This is a genomic window from Burkholderia sp. BCC1993 (assembly GCF_905339865.1).
Classification (GTDB): Bacteria; Pseudomonadota; Gammaproteobacteria; order Burkholderiales; family Burkholderiaceae; genus Burkholderia.
Genome location: NZ_CAJPGZ010000005.1, coordinates 182,427 through 203,538, shown reverse-complemented (window position 1 = coordinate 203,538; position 21,112 = coordinate 182,427). Strand labels below are relative to the sequence as shown.

Annotated in this window: 19 protein-coding genes; 11 read left to right on the top strand and 8 right to left on the bottom strand. The window is 69.0% G+C overall.

The features are described from left to right. Nucleotide 1: 1 nt before the first annotated feature. Nucleotides 2-1,798 (bottom strand): FAD-dependent monooxygenase, encoded by a 1,797-nt coding sequence (locus tag U4Y91_RS10000; protein ID WP_321804926.1) that lies wholly within the window; start codon nt 1,796-1,798, stop codon nt 2-4. Nucleotides 1,799-1,841: 43 nt separating this feature from the next. Next, nucleotides 1,842-2,693: a fumarylacetoacetate hydrolase family protein gene (locus U4Y91_RS09995; protein ID WP_321804925.1), complete on the bottom strand. Its 852-nt coding sequence runs from the start codon at nt 2,691-2,693 to the stop codon at nt 1,842-1,844. Between the two features lie 159 nt (nt 2,694-2,852). On the opposite strand from U4Y91_RS09995, the gene U4Y91_RS09990 reads away from it, so the two are divergent. The 11 genes from U4Y91_RS09990 (at nt 2,853) to U4Y91_RS09940 (ending at nt 13,109) form a co-directional block, all read left to right on the top strand. Beyond that, entirely contained in the window at nt 2,853-3,590 is a 738-nt protein-coding gene (locus U4Y91_RS09990; RefSeq protein ID WP_321805084.1) for a GntR family transcriptional regulator, read from the top strand. Nucleotides 3,591-4,025: 435 nt separating this feature from the next. Then, the gene (locus tag U4Y91_RS09985; protein ID WP_044848412.1) at nt 4,026-4,664 is read left to right on the top strand and encodes a hydrolase; all 639 of its coding nucleotides are present in this window, start codon (nt 4,026-4,028) and stop codon (nt 4,662-4,664) included. Between the two features lie 131 nt (nt 4,665-4,795). Further along, complete coding sequence (locus U4Y91_RS09980; protein ID WP_321804924.1) at nt 4,796-5,182, top strand: DoxX family protein; 387 nt, start codon at nt 4,796-4,798, stop codon at nt 5,180-5,182. A gap of 48 nt (nt 5,183-5,230) precedes the next feature. After that, the gene (locus U4Y91_RS09975; RefSeq protein WP_321804923.1) at nt 5,231-5,524 is read left to right on the top strand and encodes a putative quinol monooxygenase; all 294 of its coding nucleotides are present in this window, start codon (nt 5,231-5,233) and stop codon (nt 5,522-5,524) included. Between the two features lie 463 nt (nt 5,525-5,987). Then, nucleotides 5,988-6,941: a LysR family transcriptional regulator gene (locus U4Y91_RS09970; RefSeq protein ID WP_321805083.1), complete on the top strand. Its 954-nt coding sequence runs from the start codon at nt 5,988-5,990 to the stop codon at nt 6,939-6,941. A 57-nt stretch (nt 6,942-6,998) separates the two neighbouring features. Further along, nucleotides 6,999-9,182, top strand: a complete 2,184-nt coding sequence (locus U4Y91_RS09965) for an FUSC family protein (RefSeq protein WP_321804922.1) — start codon at nt 6,999-7,001, stop codon at nt 9,180-9,182. Next, complete coding sequence (locus tag U4Y91_RS09960; protein ID WP_415750455.1) at nt 9,166-10,677, top strand: efflux transporter outer membrane subunit; 1,512 nt, start codon at nt 9,166-9,168, stop codon at nt 10,675-10,677. The genes U4Y91_RS09965 and U4Y91_RS09960 overlap by 17 nt, the downstream gene beginning before the upstream one ends. Next, on the top strand, nt 10,667-10,867 hold the full coding sequence (locus tag U4Y91_RS09955) for a DUF1656 domain-containing protein (RefSeq protein ID WP_321804921.1): 201 nt from the start codon (nt 10,667-10,669) through the stop codon (nt 10,865-10,867). The genes U4Y91_RS09960 and U4Y91_RS09955 overlap by 11 nt, the downstream gene beginning before the upstream one ends. A 29-nt stretch (nt 10,868-10,896) precedes the next feature. Continuing rightward, the gene (locus U4Y91_RS09950) at nt 10,897-11,802 is read left to right on the top strand and encodes an HlyD family secretion protein (protein WP_321804920.1); all 906 of its coding nucleotides are present in this window, start codon (nt 10,897-10,899) and stop codon (nt 11,800-11,802) included. Between the two features lie 25 nt (nt 11,803-11,827). After that, on the top strand, nt 11,828-12,457 hold the full coding sequence (locus U4Y91_RS09945) for a DUF3331 domain-containing protein (protein WP_321804919.1): 630 nt from the start codon (nt 11,828-11,830) through the stop codon (nt 12,455-12,457). 451 nt (nt 12,458-12,908) lie between these two features. Next, nucleotides 12,909-13,109 (top strand): hypothetical protein, encoded by a 201-nt coding sequence (locus tag U4Y91_RS09940; protein WP_257775134.1) that lies wholly within the window; start codon nt 12,909-12,911, stop codon nt 13,107-13,109. 82 nt (nt 13,110-13,191) lie between these two features. Here U4Y91_RS09940 and U4Y91_RS09935 read toward each other — a convergent pair whose 3' ends face one another. The 6 genes from U4Y91_RS09935 to U4Y91_RS09910 all read right to left on the bottom strand — a co-directional run bounded on the left by U4Y91_RS09935 (nt 13,192) and on the right by U4Y91_RS09910 (nt 21,019). Further along, complete coding sequence (locus U4Y91_RS09935) at nt 13,192-13,629, bottom strand: nuclear transport factor 2 family protein (RefSeq protein WP_415750454.1); 438 nt, start codon at nt 13,627-13,629, stop codon at nt 13,192-13,194. 91 nt (nt 13,630-13,720) lie between these two features. Further along, nucleotides 13,721-14,701, bottom strand: a complete 981-nt coding sequence (locus U4Y91_RS09930) for an NADPH:quinone oxidoreductase family protein (RefSeq protein WP_321804917.1) — start codon at nt 14,699-14,701, stop codon at nt 13,721-13,723. Nucleotides 14,702-14,827: 126 nt separating this feature from the next. Continuing rightward, complete coding sequence (locus U4Y91_RS09925) at nt 14,828-16,657, bottom strand: acyl-CoA dehydrogenase (RefSeq protein WP_321804916.1); 1,830 nt, start codon at nt 16,655-16,657, stop codon at nt 14,828-14,830. A 340-nt stretch (nt 16,658-16,997) separates the two neighbouring features. Continuing rightward, nucleotides 16,998-17,744 carry a response regulator transcription factor gene (locus U4Y91_RS09920; RefSeq protein WP_321804915.1) on the bottom strand — a complete coding sequence of 249 codons (747 nt, stop codon included), beginning with the start codon at nt 17,742-17,744 and terminating at the stop codon, nt 16,998-17,000. A gap of 117 nt (nt 17,745-17,861) precedes the next feature. Continuing rightward, complete coding sequence (locus U4Y91_RS09915) at nt 17,862-18,599, bottom strand: TenA family transcriptional regulator (RefSeq protein ID WP_321804914.1); 738 nt, start codon at nt 18,597-18,599, stop codon at nt 17,862-17,864. Nucleotides 18,600-18,619: 20 nt separating this feature from the next. Then, nucleotides 18,620-21,019, bottom strand: a complete 2,400-nt coding sequence (locus U4Y91_RS09910; protein WP_321804913.1) for a putative bifunctional diguanylate cyclase/phosphodiesterase — start codon at nt 21,017-21,019, stop codon at nt 18,620-18,622. Between the last annotated feature and the right edge of the window lie 93 nt (nt 21,020-21,112).

Here is a 21,112-nt window from a genome sequence, read left to right as displayed (position 1 = left end):
ATTACGCTTCGGCGAGCGCGAGCGCGACCGCGTCGGCCCGCGCGCGTGCCTGCCCCGTGCCGCCGAGAATCCGCGACAGCACACGGCGCAGCGCGCCGGCCGGATCGTCGGCCAGCGCTTCCGAACGCCATGCGACGAAGCGGTCGGGCCGCACCAGCACGCAGCCGTGATCCTCGATCTCGCGCTGCCGCGCCCAATCGCCGTACACGTCGAACGTCCGCGTGCCGGGCGCGATCGACACCGCACGGATCTCGATGCCGAATTCGTCGCCGACCCGCTGCGCCGCATCGAGCCACGCCTGGCCGCCGGCGCCCGTGAGCACCGTGAACGCGCCGCGGCCGACGAGGTCGAGCGTCGACACCTGTTCGCCGTCGTGCTGGATCCACGCGTGCGGAATCGATGCGCCAGGCGTCGTCGTCGGATGATAGTAAAGCTCCGGGTCACGCGACGGAATCGGGAACGTCGCGCCGTCGCGTACGATAGCGGACGACGTGTAATGCTGTCCGAGTTCGACGCCATGGCAGTTGAACTGGTAGTTCTGCAGTTCGACCGCATCGGCGAGCGCCTTGCGGCGCTTCCGGCCGGCGGCGTCCTCGGCGAACAGCCCGTCGAGCGACGCCCAGCCTTCCTCCACGCTCTGCCCTTCCGTGAAGCCGAGCGCCTTCGCGATCGGCAGCATCTCGCCGACCGATTTGATCGCACGATTCACGACCGTCTCGGCAACCGGCTGGCGCTCGTCCGAATAGGTCTGCAAGAGCGCGGGCGATGCCTGCCCCTTCACGATCATCGCGAGCTTCCACGCGAGGTTGAACGCGTCCTGCACCGACGTGTTCGAGCCGAGCCCGTTCGCCGGCGGATGGCGGTGCGCGGCGTCGCCGGCGATCGCGACGCGGCCCTTCACCATCGTGCGCGCGACCATCCGGTTGATCGTCCACTTCGACACCGCCTTCACGCGGATCGGGATCTCGGGGTCGCCGATCGTCGCGCGCGCCCGCGCGATCACCGCGTCGTGGCTCAGGTCGGGCTCGCCGTCCTTCGGGTTGTACATGAACAGCAGCACCCATTCGTTCCACGGCCGCACGCAGATGTAGGTGCCGCTGCCGACCCAGTAGTCGCTGCCCGGCTGGCTCATCCAGTACAGCACGCCCGGGCGGCGCGCGGTGTATTTCTCCAGGTCGACCTCGAGCCAGCAGTTCACCGCGCAGCCGAGCCCCATTTCGCCGTCGAGTTCGAAGCCGAGCTGCTTGACCACGATGCTTTGCGCGCCGTCCGCGCCGACCGCGTAATCGGCGATCACCTCGATCTCCTCGCGCGTCACGACGTCGACGAGCTGCGCGATCACCGCGTCGTCCGTCTGACGAATCGACACGAGTTCGGTGTTGAACAGGATATGCGCGCCGGACTCGCGCGCCGCGCCGAGGATCACCGGCTCGAGCAGATGCTGCGGCGCATTGCACATCTGCGACGGGCTGGCTGCCTCGTAGTCGGCCTTGCGCTTCGTGCCCGTGCCCCAGGTCTGCAACCGCGCAATCTCGCGATCCGCGAAGCTGGTCGCCCACACGTTGTTGGTCATCAGCTCGTTCGGCGTCGCGAGCGCGCGCACGCTTGCCTCGATGCCGAGATCGCGGAACACCTCGACGGTGCGCTGGTTCGTGATGTGCGCGCGCGGCGAATGGGCGGTGCCCGGATAACGCGTGATCGCCAGCACCTCGACGCCGTATTTCGCGAGCAATGCCGCGGTCGTCAGCCCGGCCGGCCCTGCGCCGACCACCAACACCGGAACTCGAATCTGTCTCATGTCTTCCTCAGTCTCTTGATTGGGTCCGTTCAACGGCCGGCGTTCATTGCGCCGCGTCTTCGTCGCGCACCGGATTGCGCAGGATGCCGAGCCCTTCGATCTCGACCTCGCACACGTCGCCGTCGCGCATGATCAGCTTCGGGTCGCGCGCCCAGCCGATGCCGGCCGGCGTGCCGCTGACGATCACGTCGCCCGCTTCCAGCGTGATCGCCTCGCTGACGATCGCGATCAGCGTCGCGACGTCGAACAGCATGTCGCTCGTGTTCGCCGACTGCACGACCTTGCCGTTCAGCCGCGTTTCCAGCCGCAGCCCGGCGCCGCCCGCCGGCAGTTCGTCGGCGGTGACGAGCGCGGGGCCGAACGCGCCGGTGCCGTCGAAGTTCTTGCCGACGGTCCATTGCGGCGCCTTGAACTGGTACTCGCGCACCGACCCATCGTTGAACACCGAGTAGCCGGCCACGCAATCGAGCGCGCGCGCTTTCGGCACGTGACGGCCGCCGCTCTTCAGCACGACCGCCAACTCGCCCTCGAAGTCGAGCGAATCGGACACGCGCGGCCGGATCATCGGCGCACCGTGCCCGATCAGGCTCGTCGTGAAGCGCGGGAACAGGGTCGGATAGGAAGGCTGTTCGTACGGGCTTTCCTTCGTGTGGTCGGCATAGTTCAACCCGACGCAGATGATCTTGCCGGGGCGCGTGAGCGGCGGCAGCCACGTCACCTCGTCGACGTGGAAGGTCGGGCCGGCCGATGCCTGCCGGTCGGCGAAGCTGGCCAGGTCGATACCGCTCGCGAGCAACTGCTCGAGCGTCGCATCGCCGAGCGACACGATGGTCGAATCGCGCAGCACGCCGAGCATCCGTTTGCGGCCATCGGGCGAAAAATTCACGTAACGCATGACATCTCCAGATCAAGGGGTCGCCGCCGGGCCGGCCGCGATTTAGATACAAATTTAGAAAATATATATATTTTCGTCTTTGCATGTTTACCCTAGCCTTCGCATACGTTCCCCGGTTCTGCATATAATTTGGCCATCTGGAGGGAAATATTCGTGGACATGACGTTTGACGACGCAGTAACCGGCGGCTCGCGAACCATGGCGTCGGTGCTGGCCGACACCATTCTTCGGGACATCGTGTCGGGTGCGCTCGCCCCCGGCTCCAAGCTGAAGATCCGGGAGCTGGCCGACCGCTACCAGGCCGGCGTGATCCCGCTGCGCGAGGCCGTGTCGCGACTCGCGATGAGCGGCTTCGTCGAGGCGGAGGACCAGCGCGGCTTTCGCGTGACCCCGGTATCCCGCGCGGATCTCGAGGACATCACGTCGGTGCGGCAGTGCATCGAATCCGAGGCGCTGCGCGACGCGATCGAGAGCGGCAACCTCGAATGGGAAGCGTCGGTGCTCGCCGCGTTCCATCTGGTGAACAGCCTGCCGACCGTCATCGACGAGCCGCCGCGGATGAACCCCGACTGGGAACGCGCGCACGACCACTTCCACGCGACGCTGCTGGCCGGCTGTCGTTCGAAATGGCTCAAGCATTTCGCGGCGACGCTGCGCACGCAGACCGCGCGCTACCGGCATCAGTCGCTGCGCAGCCAGCATGCGGACGCGCGCGATGTCGGTCGCGAGCACGAGGACATCATGAAGGCCGTGATCGCGCGCGACGCCGATCGCGCGTGCGAGCTGCTGCGCGCGCACTTCGCCGCCACCGCACGGCTCGTGCTGGAAGACACCGCACCCGCCGGCGGCGCGGCGCCGGCCATGCGTAGCGCCGGCAAGGCACGCGCGCGGCGCTAGGCCGCGCGTTTCGTTCGTTACCCGCTCCCGCCCGCTTCGACTCCCCGATCCGCACCGCCGGATCGGGCCGGCGCCACGCCGCTCGATCGCCGCATGCGCGGCAACCGTCGCCGTCATACCTGTCAGTTCTCCTGATCATGCCGCTCATGATAGCGGCACGCCGCGCCCGGTCGCGCACGCATGCCGTTCGATGAACGAGAACACTATGTTCTGTCCGTGCGCGCTACGCACCGCCGCGTGAATCGCATAAGCTGACGACACTCGCCGGCACCCGAATCCGGCGAATCGCCGGGCGCGCGCCGCGTCGAAGTCGCGCCTCACCGTCGCGCTTCGATCGTCGCGGCACCGCACCGCAACAGAATCGCATCGCGCCCGCACGACGGGGCGGCGCGATCGTGATCCCCAGCCTCCCACCACCCTGATCTGGAGAGAACCATGGCAAGCGAACCGATTCGCGATCCCGCGAACGACCACCTGCTCACCCCGCAGAACGCGGCGTTCATCGTCATCGACTACCAGCCGGTCCAGGTGAACTCGATTGCATCGATGGATCGCCAGTTGCTGATCAACAACATCGTCGGCGCATCGAAGGCCGCGGTCGCATACGACCTGCCCATCGTCCACTCGACCGTCAACGTGAAGACCGGCCTGAACAAGCCGCCGATCCCGCAGTTGCGTGCCGCGCTCGAAGGCTATCCGACCTACGACCGCACCAGCATCAACTCGTGGGAAGACGTCGAGTTCCGCAAGGCCGTCGAGGCCACCGGCCGCAAGAAACTGATCATGACCGCGCTGTGGACCGAAGCGTGCCTGACCTTCCCCGCGCTCGACGCGCTGAAGGCCGGCTACGAAGTCTATGTGGTCGTCGATGCGGTCGGCGGCACGTCGGTCGCCGCGCACGAAGCCGCGCTGCGCCGCATCGAGCAGGCCGGCGGCCAGATGATCAGCGTCGCGCAGCTGTTCTGCGAACTGCAGCGCGACTGGGCGCGCAGCGCAACCGTCCCCGCGTTCATCAACCTGTTCATCGAAACCGGCGGCACCGCGGGCATCCAGTTCTCGTACGACAAGAGCTGAGCCGCGACGGCGAACGCCGTCACGCGCGGTTGCGCCCGTCCGGATGCCGGCGGGCGCAACTGCAACGCCACACCGCGTCGACGCCCGGCGTCGACGCCTTCCCTCCGACCGATACCGGATACGCACGCGCCATGGCCGACTATCTCCTGTTCGCGGGCCGCTTTTTCATCGCGCTGATGTTCGTGCTGAGCGGCATCAACAAATTCCTGTTCTTCCGGCACGGCCTCGAGGAAGTGCGCGCGAAGAACCTGCCGCTCCCGCATCTCGCGCTCGCGAGCACGATCGTCGTCCAGCTCGTCTGCGGGATCGCGATCATGGTCGGCTTCCAGACCCTGCTCGCATCGGTGCTGCTCGCGGTGTTCACGCTCGCGACCGCGATCGTGTTCTACGACTTCTGGAACCAGCAAGGCAACCAGCGCACGCTGATGCTGACCGGCTTTCTCGAACACATCAGCATCATCGGCGGCTTCATGATCCTGATCGCCGCCGGTCCCGGCCGCCTGGTCACCCACGGGTGAAGCGGGTCCGCCCGCCACCCTGCTCGCGCACCTGATCGGAGAACGAAGATGACGCAACTGCACATCGTCGCAGTGCTGTACGCGAAGGCCGGCCACGAGGCACGCCTGCGCACCCGGCTCGCCGAGCTCGTCGAGCCGTCCCGGCAGGAGCACGGCAACCTGCGCTACGAACTGCTGGTCGACGAAGCCGACGCGCGCCGCTTCGTGTTCGTCGAGCTGTGGGAGAACGCGCAGGCCCAGGCCAGCCATCACAACGAAAGCCCGCACATCGCGGCGTTCCAGGCCCGCGACTGGGATGCCGTCGACACGGTGGAGGTCTATCGCCTCAACCAGATCGCCTGACGCCCGCCGCCGCGCCGGCAAGCGCCGGCAGCGATTCGCAGATCGCGCCGCCCCTGGCGGCAGCGTGATCGATTGTTCCATGCACGGAACACTGAGGACCATCCGGCCCGGCTATCGACACGCGACACGTTCCACTACGCTTGAACTCATACGGATTGCCAACGGCGTCGGGCTCGCATCAAGCTCGCGTAACCCGCCGCGCCCCCGAACCGCCCGTTCGCGCCGCGTTGCAGCGCAGTCGCGCGAAGCCGTTCGAGCGGCCGCGACGTGCCGGCTGCGCATCGCATTTCCCGCGTGTTGCAGCCGTTTCGGCGCATGCCGCCGCGCGCCGCGCTTTCGTCACACGATTCGCGCCGCCGCCGACCGTCGCGTCGCCCGTCGATCGCCTCGGCATGCGTGGCAGCGCAGCAAACGGCCGCCCTTCACTCATGCCCGACGCCCCTCGGACAGCATCATGAAATCCCTGAACATAGACGATATCCAGGCCTTCCTGTTCGCCGTCGAGCGGCAAAGCATCACCGAATCCGCACGCCGGCTCGGCCTGTCGAAGTCCGTCGTCAGCAAGCGCATCAGCGACCTCGAGCGCACGCTCGGCGTGCAGCTGCTGATGCGCTCGACCCGCAACGTGACGCCGACCGAAGACGGCATGATCTTCTATCGCGCCGCGTCGGAATCGATGCGCCGGCTCGTCGACGTCGCCGAGGAAATCGCGGAACGCTCGCACGGACTGTGCGGCGAGCTGCGCATCACGTCGCCGGTGAGTCTCACTCGCCGCCGGCTCGGGCCGGCGGTCGCGGCCTTCGCCGCCGCGCATCCGCAGCTGCGCGTCACGCTCGAAACCGACGATCGCACGATGAACCTCGAAGTCGAGCGCTTCGACGTCGCGATCCGCTCCGCGCGACTGCCCGACAGCGCGCTGATCGCACGCCGCGTCGCCGCATGCGAGCGCGTCGTCGTCTGCAGTCCCGACTACCTCGCCGCTCACGGCGAACCGGACTCGATCGACGCGCTGCTCGAGCACCGCTGCCTGAACTACAGCCATACGGCGCCGTCGGCCACCTGGACGTTCACGACGCCCGGCAGCCTCGGCAAGCCGCGCGCGATCAGCCCGGGCAGCGTGTTCCTGTCCAACAACAGCGAAACGCTGTGCGACGCCGCGGTGCAAGGCATCGGCATCGCGATGCTGCCGCGCTACATCGCGGACGACTGCCTGCGCGACGGCCGACTGGTGCGCGTGCTCGCCGATGAATCACCGCAGGACGAAGTGATCTACGCGGTCTATCCGCGCAATCCGTACGCGAGCAACAAGCTGAAGCTGTTCATCGAACACGTGCGCATCGCGCTGCTCGATCCGCCGTCGTCCGCCAGCACGGACAACGAGTTGCATGTCGAAATGCTGTCGACGGATTCCGTCTGACGCGATGCGCGCCACCCTGTCGCCCCCGTCCCGCCGGATCCGTCCTGCCGTCACGCCATGCCGCCGACCAAGCCCGCGCTAGCCAGGCCTGTCAACGCAGCGGCGTTCGCGCGCGTGCTGCTCGGCATGAGCCGCGAATACGGCCGGACCGACGGCGCGCGCCTGATCCACGTCGCGAAGACCGTCGTCGCAGTCGTGCTGGCGATGGGCGTGTCGATGCGGCTGGAGCTGGCAGCGCCGCGCACGGCGATGGTGACGGTCGTGATCCTGATGATGCATCAGCACAGCGGGATGGTGATGGCGCGCGGCTTCTATCGCGGCGTCGGCATGCTGATCGGCAACCTGGCCGCGATCGTGCTGATCGGCGCGTTCCCGCAGGCGCGCGTGCTGTTCCTCGCCGCGCTCGTACTGTGGATCGGTTGCTGCACGTGGGGCGCCGCGTACTTCCGCAACTATCAGTCGTACGGTTTCGTGCTCGCCGGCTATGCGACGTGCATCGCCGCGATCCCGTCGATCGAGCGGCCCTACGACATCATCGCGAACGTCGTCACCGGGCTCGGCGAGGTGTCGATCGGCATCCTGTCGGCCGGCGTCGTCAGTGCGCTGATCCTGCCGCGTCATGTCCGCGCGATGCTGATGAAGACCGGCGAAGACCACTATGCGGACTTCATCGGCTTCGTGCGCGCCGCGCTCACGCAGACCCTGCCGGCCGACGAGCGGAGCCGCCGCTACCTGCGGCTCCTCGCCGCGCGCGCGCAACTCGAGAACCTGCGCAGCGCGGCGGTGTTCGAGGATCCCGACCTGCGCGCGCGCAACGACATCATGACGCGCATGGCCGGGCAGTTTCTCGATGCCGGCGCGCGCTTTCACGCGCTGCATCAGTATCGCGCCCGGCTCGACCGCGCCGCCGGCCATCGTGCGGCCGACGTGCTGTCGGCCGCCTGCGACGACGTCGCGCGCATGCTGCCGCCGGACGACCCCGCGCGCGCGTTCGACCTGCACGCCGTCGAGCAACTCGTCGACGCGCTCGACCAGGCCATTGCGCGGCTACCGGAAAACGCTGCGCCGACACCCGTGCCCGATGCGCGCGATGCGCTGACCGGCTTGTCGCTGCTGCGGCACGCGCTCGACAGCCTGCGCGCATATCTGGCGGACTTCGTCGCGATCCGCCGGCAGCCGGCACCGGCCGCGGCCGCATCCGGTCCGGCCCGCGCACCGGCGCGGATCGTCACCAGCGCGAACCGCATGGTGTCAGCCGCGGCAGGACTGCGCGCGATCGTCGCGGTGTCGGCCGTGTCGCTGTTCTGGATCGCGTCGGGCTGGACCGGCGCGGCCGGCGCCGTGGTGTCCGCCACGATCGCCAGCGCGCTGTACTCGATCATGCCGGCACCGGCCGCGGCGACGCGCCAGGTCGCGCTCGGCTGCACGGTCGCGTGGCTCACGAGCGTCGCGTTCAATTTCGTGCTGCTGCCCGGCATGGACGGCTTCGCGCCGCTCGCCGCGGCGGTCGCGTTGTTCGTCGCGGTCGGCGCGTACCTCAACACGTTTCCGAAGACGGCCGCGTTCGGTCTCGGCTTCAACATCTATTTCTGCTTCCTGACCAACATCACCAACCCCGGCGTCTATGCGCCGACAGTGACGCTCGACGCCGGCTTCTCGTCGATCCTCGGCATCGTGGCCGCATCGCTCGCCTATTCCGTCGTCGCGCCGTATGCGGGCGACTGGGCGACCGGCCGCTATCTCGATGCGCTGCGACGACTGGTGTCGGTCGATGCGTGCTTCGGCGAACTCGACGGCCTGATGCCGCGCTTCGACGCCGGCGTGCGCGATTTCACGCTGCAGATCGCCGCGCGCCCGGCAACCGGCCGCCTCGGCCAGCAGGAACTGTTCGCGTGGAGCTTCGCGTCGCTGGAGATCGGTCGCAGCATCGTCGATCTGCGCACTGCCGGCGCCGCCGAACCGGCCGCCAGTGCGTGGCATGCGCACGAACGCGCGCTGTGCACGGCGGTCGCGCGCCTGTTCGAAAAGCCGTCGCCCGCGACGCTGCACGACGCCGAGCGCGCGGCCGCCGATGCGCTCGCCACGCTGAACGCTGCGCCGCCGCTTACGACCGGCACGACGCCACGCGTCGCCGACTGCGTCCACTTCATCCTCGTGTCGCTGCAATGCAATCTCGTTCCGCTGCAACGCCCGTCCACCCCGCCCACCCCTTCCGCCGCGCCCGATGATGCCCGTGCGTAATCCCGAGCGCCGCAGCGCGGCAAGCTCGCCCCGTTCCCTCGCCGCGCGCGTCATCGCGACGCTCGCCGTGCTGTGGCTCGGCGCGTGCGCGAACACCGGCGGCCGCGCGCCGCGTGCGACGCTCGTCGATGCCGGCACGCTCGCGCAGAACATGCCCGCCGCCGCATCGCAGGCAGCGTGGCCGCGCGACGACTGGTGGCGCGCGTGGCGCGATCCGCAACTCGACGCGCTGGTCGCCGATGCCGTGGCCGGCAGCCCGGCACTGCGCGTCGCGCAGGCGCGCATCGACCGCTACGCCGAGCTCGCGCGCGTCGCCGGTGCGTCGCGCTACCCGAGCGTGTCCGCGAGCGGCGATTTCGGCCGCACGCGCTTCGCACGCTTCGCGAGCCCGAGCCCGCCGGGCGGCAATACCGTCTGGAACAATTCGGCCGGCGCGAACCTCGGCTACCCGCTCGACCTGTGGGGCAAGCATCGCGCGGAACGCGAAGGCGCGCTCGACAGCACGCTCGCGGCCGAAGCCGACGCGCGCGTCGCGCGCCTGACGCTCGAAACCGCGGTCGTGCGCACCTACGTCACATTCGCGAAGACCTTCGACCAGCGCGACGTCGCATTGGCGACCCGCAAGCGCCAGCAGGATGTCGTCGACATCATCGCGCGCCGCTACCGGGCCGGGCTCGCGAGCCGCTTCGAGATCACGCAGGCGAGCACGCCGGTCGCGACGACCCGCGCGCAGATCGAGGAACTCGACCGGCAGCTCGCGGTGCTGCGCAACGAACTGGCGGTGCTTACCGGGCGCGGGCCGGGCGCCGGTGCGGCGCTCACGCGGCCCGCGCTGCGGCTCGACGTGCCGGTGGCGCTGCCGGCGAACCTGCCGGCCGAACTCGTCGGCCACCGGCCGGACATCCGCGCCGCGCGCTGGCGCGTCGAAGCGATGGCAAAAGGGATGCACGCCGCGCACGCCGACTTCTATCCGAACATCGACCTGATCGCGAGCGCCGGGCTCGCGTCGGCCGCGTTCGGCGGCTTCTTCACGTTCATCAACAACGATGCGATGACGCACGGGTTCGGCGCGGCCATTTCGCTGCCGATCTTCGACGGCGGCGTTCGCCAGGGCCGCTACGGCGTCGCGGTCGCCGACTACGATCTCGCGGTCGAGACCTACAACGAGGCCGTCCTCGCGGCGTTTCGCGACGTCGCCGACCAGGTCGTGTCGCTGCAGTCGCTCGCGCGGCAGCAGGTCGACATCGAGGCCGCGAACGGCTCCGCGCAACGCGCGTTCGACTATGCGGCGCAGGGTTATCGCGCGGGCCTCACGGACTACCTGAACGTGCTGTCGACCCAGACCGAACTGCTGCAGGCGCAACAGGCACTCGCCAACGTGCGCGCCGCGCGTCTCGACACGTGGGCGCAACTGATGACGGCGCTCGGCGGCGGCGTCGAAACGACGGGCGACGCAGCCGCCCGGCCACCACCGGGAGCGCCCGATGTTCGCTGAATTTCCGATCGCGTCGCTGCTCGTGCCGGGCGTGCTGCCCGCGTTCGTCGGCTGCGGCGTCGCCTTCTGGATCGTCGATCGCGTGCTCGCCCGCGCGGGGCTGTACCGGCACGTGTGGCATCCGGCGCTGTTCCGCGTGTCCGTGTTCGTGTGCCTGTTCTGCGGCGCCGGCCTGCTGCTGGCCGGCTGACGGATCATCCTGTTTCGTATCGAGTCAACATGCGTGCCCAAACCATTTTCCGCGTCGTGGCCACCCTGCTGCTGTTCGCCGTCGCCGTCCTGCTCGCCCACGCGCTGTGGAACCGCTACATGTATGCGCCGTGGACGCGCGACGGCCGCGTGCGTGCCAAGGTCGTCAATATCGCGCCCGACGTGTCCGGCATCGTGACCGACGTGCGCGTCGCCGACAACCAGCCGGTGCGCCGCGGCGACGTGCTGTTCCGCATCGACGCCGACCGCTTCCGCTACGCGCTCGCGCAGGCCGACGCGCAGGTCGACCTGCGCAAGGCCGAGCTCGACATGCGCCGCCAGCAGGCGTCGCGCCGCGCGCAGCTCGACAGCGCGGTGATCTCGGCCGAGGTGCGCGAGGATGCCGGCTCGGCCGCGCGGCAGGCGCAGGCGAGCTATCAGGCCGCGCTCGCCGCGCGCGACGTCGCGCGCCTGAATCTCGCGCGCAGCGAGGTCCGCGCGCCGGTCGACGGTTACATCACGAACCTGAACCTGTATCCCGGCGACTATGCGAGCGCGGGCGTCGCGCGCCTCGCGCTGATCGACGCGCATTCGTACTGGGTCTACGGCTATTTCGAGGAAACCAAGCTGCCGCAGGTGCACGTCGGCGATCCGGCCGAGATCCGGCTGCTGTCCGGCGGGCCGTCGCTGACCGGACACGTCGAAAGCGTCTCGCGCGGCATCAGCGATCGCGACAATCCGGCCGGCGCGACGCTGCTCGCCGACGTCAACCCGATCTTCACGTGGGTGCGGCTCGCGCAGCGGGTGCCGGTCCGGATCCGGCTGGACGGTATGCCGCGCGACGGCTTCCTCGCGGCGGGCACGACCTGCACGGTCACGCTGCGCCCGACGCCGCACGCGACGGCGCGCGGCGCGGCGCCGGATACGCGCCCTTGATGCCGTGGTGCGGCCGCATACACGCATGCCCGTGTTCGATATCGGGCAACACCGTGTTCTTGTTCGCGCGCCTTCCGGTGGCCCGGCATGCGCTTTTACACTGGGCGTTCGTCGGCGATGCGAGCGGTATGTCACCTGCGCACCCGCTCCGTCGACGCATCCCGAACCGGCCGCGTCGAGCGCGCGCGGCCTCGATCGACCCCGCGCCGGCCTCGCCGGCCGGCAGGAGACTGGCAATGGCATTCAGCGTAACTCACGAACTCCGGCGCCGCGCCGGGCAGCCGACGCAGTGCCGTCCGTCACCGCGCGATGCGGATCGGCGCCGCGGCGGCTGCGCCGAAAGCAATCGATCATGCTGACCGTCTCTTCCGTCGGCATCGCGCCGCGCGCATCGTCACCCGGTCGCAGCCAGATTCACGTCACGCTGCTGGAGTGGTCGCACGAATCGCTGTTGGTCCGCTGGGTCGAAAGCGGCCGCCTGCACTACGGCGAACAGAAATGGCGCCGCGCGGTCGCACGGCGCGACGGACGGTGCGCGTATTCGGGCCGCGCCATCGTGCAGGGCGAGGCCGTGTTTCGTCCGACCGGCCGGCCGCGGCCCGCGAATCACCTCGCGATGATCGCGGCCGATGCGGTGGCGTCGCTCGATGCGTGATGCGCGGAGCGTGGTGCGCGTTGCGTGGTGCGTGGTGCGCGGTGCGCGGTGCGCGGTGCGCGGTGCGTCGTGCGTCGTGCGTCGTGCGTCGTGCGTCGTGCGTCGTGCGTCGAGTGATGCGGTGCCGTACCGTGTCGTGCAACGTCGATCGCGCGGAACGGTACTTGCTTCATCGGGAATTCGCTGACGCGAGGCGAGCCGCGCATCGCCGTGAGCCAAGTCGATGTTGGCTGCAACGCATCTTTCGCACTCCGGAAGCCCGTTCGCACGCGCTTCACCGGATTCGTTGATCAACGGGCGACAGTGCGTCACGCGCATGCCGGCTTATCGTTCGACGCGATCGCGCGTATCGTCGACCCGTGTTGTCCGATCCCGGCGACGTCATCGGCTTCGTTCGCCAACCGGCCGTTCTCGCTCGTGTGAATGCGGCCGTCAAAACAGGAAATTGATCATGGAATTCGTACTGGACCACTCGCTCGACGACGATACCGCCCGCGCGGTCGAACATGAAATCTGGCGCGTCGATCCCGACGCCAAGGTCGAGATCGATTGCGCGACCTCGCACGTGAAGGTCGAGTCGTGGCTGTTCCCCGAGGAATTCGTCGTCGCGTTCGAGGATGCCGGCTACAGCGTCAGGATCAAGACTCACTGACGCGCGCCCGGCCGGCGCCGCACGCGAGCGCGACCGTCGCGTTGCGCCGGCGACATTTGCCGCACCGGCCGGCGGCCCCCGCTCACTCGCCGATCTTGAACGCCGGAAGCTGCTGCCCGAGCCGCGCGCCCATTGCCGCGCCGAGCGCCTGCAGCGCATTGAACGGCCGAATCATCACCTCGAATTCGACGATCCGCCCGTCGACGTCGAAGCGGATCATGTCGATCCCCTTCAGCCGCTTGTCGCCGAGCGTCGCACTGAATTCCAGCACGACGCTCGTGCCGTCGTCGTCGGCGAACGCGCGGTGGTATTCGAAGTTCTCGAGGATCGTGAGCACCGTGCGCAGCGCCAGCAGCAGCGCGGGCGCCGGTCCGTACGGCTTGAACGCCATCGGCGAGCGGAACACGGCGTCCGGATGGACGATCGTGTCGAGTTCGCTGAAATCCTTGCGCGCGAGCATCGCGTGCCACGTCGCGAGCGATGTCGCGACGGCGGGTTGCAGATTCGACAGGGGTTGCATGCTCAACGACTCCGGTAACGTCACACGAAAGAAACTCGCTCCAAGGCGGCGCCCGCTCGGGCCGCCGCCGCATGATGCCGCGTCGGCGTGATCACGCGTCCGGCAGGATCACGACCTTGCCCTTCACCTGCCGGCTCACCATGCGCGCGATTGCGTCGGCCGCACCCGAGAGCGGCACACGCTCGGTGATCGCGGGCCGCACCTTGCCGGCCGCGAACCATTGCGCGAGCTGGCGCATGTTCGCCGCATGCTGCGCGGGGTCGCGCCGCACCGCGTCGCCCCAGAACACGCCCAGGATGTCGCGCTCCTTGAGCAGCGCGAGGTTCAGCGCGATCTTCGGAATCTCGCCGGCCGCGAAGCCGACCACGAGGAACCGGCCGCGCCACGCGGTCGCGCGCAGCGCCGCCTCGCTGTATGCGCCGCCGACCGGATCGTAGACGACGTCCGCGCCGCGTCCGCCGGTCAGTTCGTCGACACGGCGCCGCAGGTCCTCGGTCGCATAGTCGATCGTGTCGTCGGCGCCGGCTGCGCGGCACAGCGCGAGCTTGTCCGTGCTCGACGCGGCCGCGATCACGCGTGCACCCAGCGCCTTCGCGATCTCGATCGCGGCCAGCCCGACGCCGCCGGCCGCGCCCAGCACCAGCAGCGTCTCGCCCTGCTGCAGGCGCGCGCGCTGCTGCAGCGCATGCAGCGACGTGCCGTAGGCCAGCACGAGCGCCGCGCCCTGCTCGAACGTCATCCCCGGCGGCAGCGCCGCGATCTGCTGCACGTCGGCCACACACTGCGCGGCGAAGCCGCCATGGCCGGTGAATGCGACCACCTCGTCGCCGGGCCGCCAGGCGCTCACGCCGTCGCCGACCGCGTCGATCACGCCGGCGAATTCCGCGCCGGGCGAGAACGGCAGCGCCGGCTTCACCTGATAGAGCCCCTGGACGATCAGCGCATCGGGGAAGTTGAGCGACGCCGCCTTCACGCGAATCCGCACCTGGCCGGCGGCCGGTTCGGGAATCGCGACGTCCTCGATGCGCAAGCGGTCGATCGGGCCGAATGCGGTACACAACAGGGCTTTCATGCTCTCCTCTCTCCTTGCGCGAGGTCGTCGCGCATCGATACGGCAGCGGGACGCGCCCGCGCGATCGGCGCGCAGCGCACGCGCACCAGCCCGCGCCGCGCCACCGTCATCCGTGCAGCGCGGCGCTCAGAACCACGCGTCGCGCATCTCGAGCGTCGTCGTATCGACACTCGCCAGCAGGTCGAGCTGCGCATCCACCTTCGGCAGCTCCCAGCGAAAGAAGTAACGCGCGGCGGCCCGCTTGCCAGCGTGGAAATCGTCATCGCGCCCGTGCGCGGCGAGCGTCACGTCGAGCCACAGCCACGCGACGACCAGATGGCCGAACGCCTCCAGATAGACGCTCGCATTCGCGAGCCGCACCTGCGGATCGCCGAGCGCGGTCAGCGCGCGCGTGACGTCGACGAGCCACACCCAGCGCTGCGCGAGCGCATCGGCATGCGAGCGCGCGTCGGCGTCCGCGGCCCGCGCGCGTTCGAGCGTCGCGCCGATGCGCGCGTCGAGCGTGCGCAGCAGCGCGCCGCCGTCCTGGCCCACCTTGCGGCCCAGCAGGTCAAGTGCCTGGATGCCATGCGTGCCTTCGTGAATCGGATTCAGGCGGTTGTCGCGATAGAGCCGCTCGACCGGATAGTCGCGCGTATAGCCGTAGCCGCCATGCACCTGGATCGCGAGATCGTTGGCCGCGAGACACCACTGCGACGGCCAGCTTTTCGCGATCGGCGTCAGGATGTCGAGCAGTTGCGCGGCCTCGGCGCGCACCGCCGCGTCGCCGTGCGCGCGCGCTTCGTCGACGAGCCGCGCGCAGTACAGGATCAGCGCGAGCCCGCCTTCGACGTACGCCTTCTGCGCGAGCAGCATGCGCCGCACGTCCGGGTGCGCGACGATCGGCGCCTGCGGCGCGGCCGCGTCCTTGCCGGCCGGTCCGAGCGGGCGTCCCTGCGGCCGGTTGCGCGCATAGTCGAGCGCGTGCAGGTAACCGGTGTAGCCGAGCGCCACCGCGCCCGCGCCGACGCCGATGCGCGCCTCGTTCATCATGTGGAACATATATGCGAGGCCGTGATTCGGCTCGCCGACCAGATAGCCGATCGCACCGGCGCGCCCCTGCGGGCGATGACGCGTGCCTTCGCCGAAGTTCAGCAGGCAGTTGGCCGTGCCGCGATAGCCCATCTTGTGGTTCAGGCCGGCAAGCACCACGTCGTTGCGCTCGCCGCGCGCGGCGCCGTCGTCGGCCGGCAGATATTTGGGGACGATGAACAGCGCGATGCCGCGCGTGCCGGGCAGCAGCCGCCCCTGTTCATCGGGAATCTTCGCGAGCACGAGGTGAACGATGTTCTCCGCCAGTTCGTGTTCGCCGCCCGAAATCCACATCTTGTTGCCGGTGATCCGGTAGCGCGGGCCGAGCGGCGACGCGCATTCGAAGTCGGCACGCGTGACGATGTCCGACAGTGACGAACCGGCCTGCGGCTCGGACAGGCACATCGTGCCGAAGAAGCGCCCTTCCAGTTCGGGACGCGCGAACGCATCGATCTGCGCGGGGCTGCCGTGCGCGAGCAGCAGGTTCGCGTTCGCGACGGTGAGGAACGGGTACGCGGCGGTCGCGATGTTCGCGGCCTGGAAGAACAGGAACGACGCGGCTTCGACCAGTTTCGGCAGCCGCATCCCGCCGAACGCTTCGTCCTGGCCGGCGGCGATCAGGCCGGCCTCGGCAAAGGCCCGCACGGCCGGCTCGACTTCGGGGATCAGCGTCACGCGCTCGCCGTCGAACCGCGGCTCCTCGCGATCGCCGCGTGCCGCATGCGGCGCGAACAGCTCGGCCGCGATCCGCTCGCTGGTGTCGAGCACCGCATCGAACGTCTCGCGGCTGTGCTCCGCATAGCGCGGCAGCGCGACGAGCGCATCGGCATCGAGCCAGTCGTACAGCAGGAACGCGAGATCACGTCGCGACATCAACAGGCTCATCGCGACGCCCTCCGCGTGGTCCGCACGCCCCGCGCCGGCCGCGGCCGCGCGTGTGCCGTCCGGTCGATCCGCGCGCGCTCGATCGATGCATGCTCCATCACGTCTGTCTCCTGTCGGGCCGCGCGCCGGCGCGCCCGTGGGCGCCGGTTGCCGGAACCGGATGATCGGGTCGGTGACTGCCAATGCTGGCGGGCAATTTAGCACGGTCGTTCTAAAACGACAATGGCGGGTCGCCCCGATGGCGAACCGGGGCGATGGCGGCATGCGCAGGTGAAAGTTGGTCGATTCGATGCCGGCGCGCGACACGCCGGGCGCGATGCACGACGTGCCCGCGCCCCGCTCACGCGGGCGGCGGCGGGTCCGCGTCGTCTGCCAGCGTGCCGAGCGGCACGAAGAGGTAGCCCTTCCCGCGCACGGTGCGGATGTAGCGATAGTCACCGACCGCCTGCTCGATCAGGTTGCGCAGCCGGAAGATCAGCACGTCGAGCCCGCGCTCGGAGCGCCCGGCCACGGTCAGCCCCAGCAGCGCGAGGATCTCCGCGCGCGACAGGATGCGCAGCGGCTGCGAGATGAACAGTTCGAGCAGCGCGAATTCGCTGGCACGCAACCCGAGGTCGTCTCCCCCGCGGGTCGCGCGCCGCGTGACGAAATTCACCTCGATGTCGCCGAACGCATAGATTTCGGCATCCCCCGGCCCGCGCGACGATCCCGACCGGTTCGGTGCGTAGCGGCGCATCGCGCTGCGCACGCGTGCGACCAGCTCCATCGGCTCGAACGGCTCCACGACATAGTCGTCCGCGCCGATCTCGAGCGCGACGACCTTGTCGACCACCTGCGCGTCGCGGCTGATCACGATCACCGGCATGTCGTAACCGGCGCGCCGCAGTGCGCCGAGCGCCATGTAGAACGTCGTGGCCGGCCGCTCGACCCGCAACACGATCAGGGTGGGCGGTGCCGCGCTCACGTGCGCGAGCAGCATCGACACATCGTCGAGCGCCGACGTATCGATCTGGCAGCCGCGCAGGAGCGCGCGGATCCTGTCGCGCATGCGCGGATCGGGCTCTACGACGAGAACTTGGGTGGCCATGGAAAATCGTCCAGCACGACGGCCCGCACGGCGCATCGCGACATCACGCCGGCCCGCCGTCCGACCGGAACGGCCGGGCGCGGCCTGCACGAACCCGCGAGCACGCGGCGCCGGCGACTACACATGCATGCAGCAATCGAGACTCGTCAGGAAATAGCTCAGGCTCTTGCGGATCGACGTCTCGACGTCCCGCACGTCGTGCGCCGCGGGCGACCGGCCGAGCAGCGTCGCGACGATGTCGAGCGCCTCCCACGGATGCCGGTCGTCGTAGTCGGCGTGCAGCTTGAGCCAGCGCATCGCGCGATGCCGCACGGCCGGATCGAACTGCCGTTCGTACGGCGATGCGCACAGCAGCGCACTCCACTCGCCCGTCACGCCTTCGATCGCATAGTTGGTCGCGGCGATGCTCGGCGCGAGCGCGTCGGTACTGCCGCTTCTCCAGCACCAGTGGCTCAGCGAGAATCCGGCCAGCGGCGCGTCGCCGCGCAGCAGCATGTCGACCGTCACGCCCGATTCCGCCGCCCAGTTGGCCCAGTGATCGACGTGGTTCTGCTCGACGCGGATATTGCGGATCAGATAGCGCCGCGCCTTCTCGTCGCCGCGCGACCTGTAGGCCGCGGTCTTCACCAGGTTCATCGCCATGTATTCCGGAAACTGGCTGACCACCGCCCAGCCGGTCACGAAGAATGCGCGCAGTTGCGACGCGCGCAGCGTCCCGCCGCTCATCGCCGCGAACACCGGATGCGCACGGACGCGCGCCTTCAGTTCGTCGGTCGCGCCGACCACGTCGCGCAGCCAGGCCGGATAGCTCGCCAGGTCCATCAGGTCGCCGGTCAGTTCAAATGGAGCACTCATGCGTTCGTTCCTCGCTTGGTTCAATGGAATCCCCCTTCCTGCCAGGGCGCGGGGCGGCTGAAGTAATAGCCCTGGCAATAGTCGACGCCCAGCGCGCGAAGCATCTCGGCCGTCGCCGTATCCTCGACGTGCTCGGCGACGGTGCGGTACTGCATCACGTGCGCGATGTCGTTGATCGCGGACGCGATGCCGCGCTTGATGCTGTCGGACGTCATGGTCGACACGAGGCCGCCGTCGATCTTCAGGTAGTCGATCGGCAACTGGCGCAGATACGAAAACGACGACATACCGGCGCCGAAGTCGTCGAGCGCGAAGCGGCAGCCGAGGTCGCGCAGCTCGTACATGAAACGCGACGCGACCTCCAGGTTGCGGACCGCGCTCGTCTCCGTGATCTCGAAACACAGCAGCGACGGGTCGAGCCCCGACGCCGACAGCTCGGCGATCACGAACTCCACGAAGCGCTCGTCGGTGATCGACATCGCCGACAGGTTCACGTTGTATTCGACGTACTGGCGCTGTTCGAGCCGCGCGAGGCGCCGGATCACGGTGCGCACGACCCAGCGGTCGATCATCGTCATGTGGCCGTAGCGCTCGGCGGCCGGCAGGAACACCGGCGAGATCAGCTTGCCGTCGGCGTCCGGGATGCGCAGCAGGATCTCCGCGCGCTCCTGCGCGCCGAGCGCGGGCTGGATCGGCACGATGGGTTGCGCATACAACTGGAAGGAATTCGTCTCGAGCGCCGTCTTCACGCGGCGGCTCCACTGCATGTGATACGCCTGGCGGCTCGAATGCATGTCGCGCGAATCCGCGACATGCACGCGGTTGCGGCCGCGATCCTTCGCGACGTAGCACGCGACGTCGGCCATCTGCATCGCCCTCTCGACGCTCTCGGGCCGGCACGCGAGATCCAGCACGCCGATGCTCACGCTGAGCTTGAACGGCTCGCCTTCCCACAGGAACGTGAAGTCCTCGAGACTCGCGCGCAGGCGCTCCGCCTTGCCACCGTCCGGCGCGCCGTCGCGGTCGGCCGGCAGCAGGATGCCGAATTCGTCGCCGCCCAGCCGGCCGAACACGTCGTCGTGGCCGAGACAGCGCGCGAACACCGCGGTCGCGTCGCGCAGCAGCGCGTCGCCGGCCGCGTGGCCGCACACGTCGTTGACTTCCTTGAAGCCGTCGAGGTCGAGCACCAGCAACATCCCGTCGCCGCGCTGCGCCAGCGCGTCGCCCAGGCGCCGCTCGAACGCCGTGCGATTGATGAGACCGGTCAGCGCATCGTGCGACGCCTGCCAGGTCAGCTTCTCGATCAACTGGTGTTCGCGCGTCATGTCGCGCAGGATCAGCACGTAGCCGACGCAGCGGCCCGCGGCGTTGTCCATCTTCGACAGCGACGCGCGCACCGACACCGCCGAGCCGCACACGCGGATCAGGTCGAGATCGCGGGTGAACGTGGGGTCGCTGCGGTTGCCGAGCGACGCGAGCAGCTTGATCGACATGCCCGTCGACGTGTCGATCAGGTCCAGCACGTCGTTGATCGGCTTGCCGACACACTGCCGCGACGACGTGCCGAGCAGTTGCTCGGCCGCCGGATTGACGGTCTCGATGCCGCGCGTGAGGCCGATCGTGACGATCGCGTCGGCGACCGAGCGCAGCGCGGCTGCCGCGAACGCCTGGCTCCGGTCCAGCTCGGTCTGCATCGACACCTGCTGGCGTTGCGCGCGGCTCGCCCACCGCACCGACAGCAGGATGATCAGCAGCGAGGCCACGATGTACGACAGGAACAGCTGGATGACGGCCGAGCGGAATTCGGCGCTCAGCTCGTCGGAGAAGCGCTTCGGCAGCGGTTCGATGTGCGCGTTGAGATCCCAGATCGCGCGGTTCAGGCTGCTCGTGCGCCGGACGTCGTCCGCATGCACCGACTCGTGCAGCGCGTTGGCGATCCTGCGCAGCTCGACCAGTTGCCGGTCCGCATCCTCCCAGTATTGCAACGCGGCGTTCAGGCGTGCGAAGCTGCTCAGGATCGGGTAGAACCACACCACCGCCGCCACATCGACCGGATTGATGCCCGCCTCGATCAGCGCCTGGCGCGCCACGCCGTGGTCCGGCGGCGTGCCGGTCATCGCGCGGCGCGCGACGCCGAGGAAGGTGAGGGTCCGGTCGACCGCCAGGTAATCGTCGAACAGCTTTTCGTCGCCGGTCTGCCCGTAGCGGCTCAGCAGGAGGATCTCGTCCTTCTGCGCCTTCGACCAGCTGCTTTCGCCGCCGACGTATACGCGCAACGACATGATCACGATCAGGCTGACGGCGACGAACCCGGCCAGCGCGACGACCACGACAACGATCGGCAGGATGCCGAGCGCCGGACTCCATGGCCACACGTGAAACGAGCTGCGCTGACTCTGGAGCTTCGAAATGTTTTCCATACCTGAATGACTGTTTTTCTGATTCTTCTCGATGCCGCCTGCCTGACGCGTCGCCGCACCATCTGCGCCAGGCATCTCCCCGTTCCCTTCGCG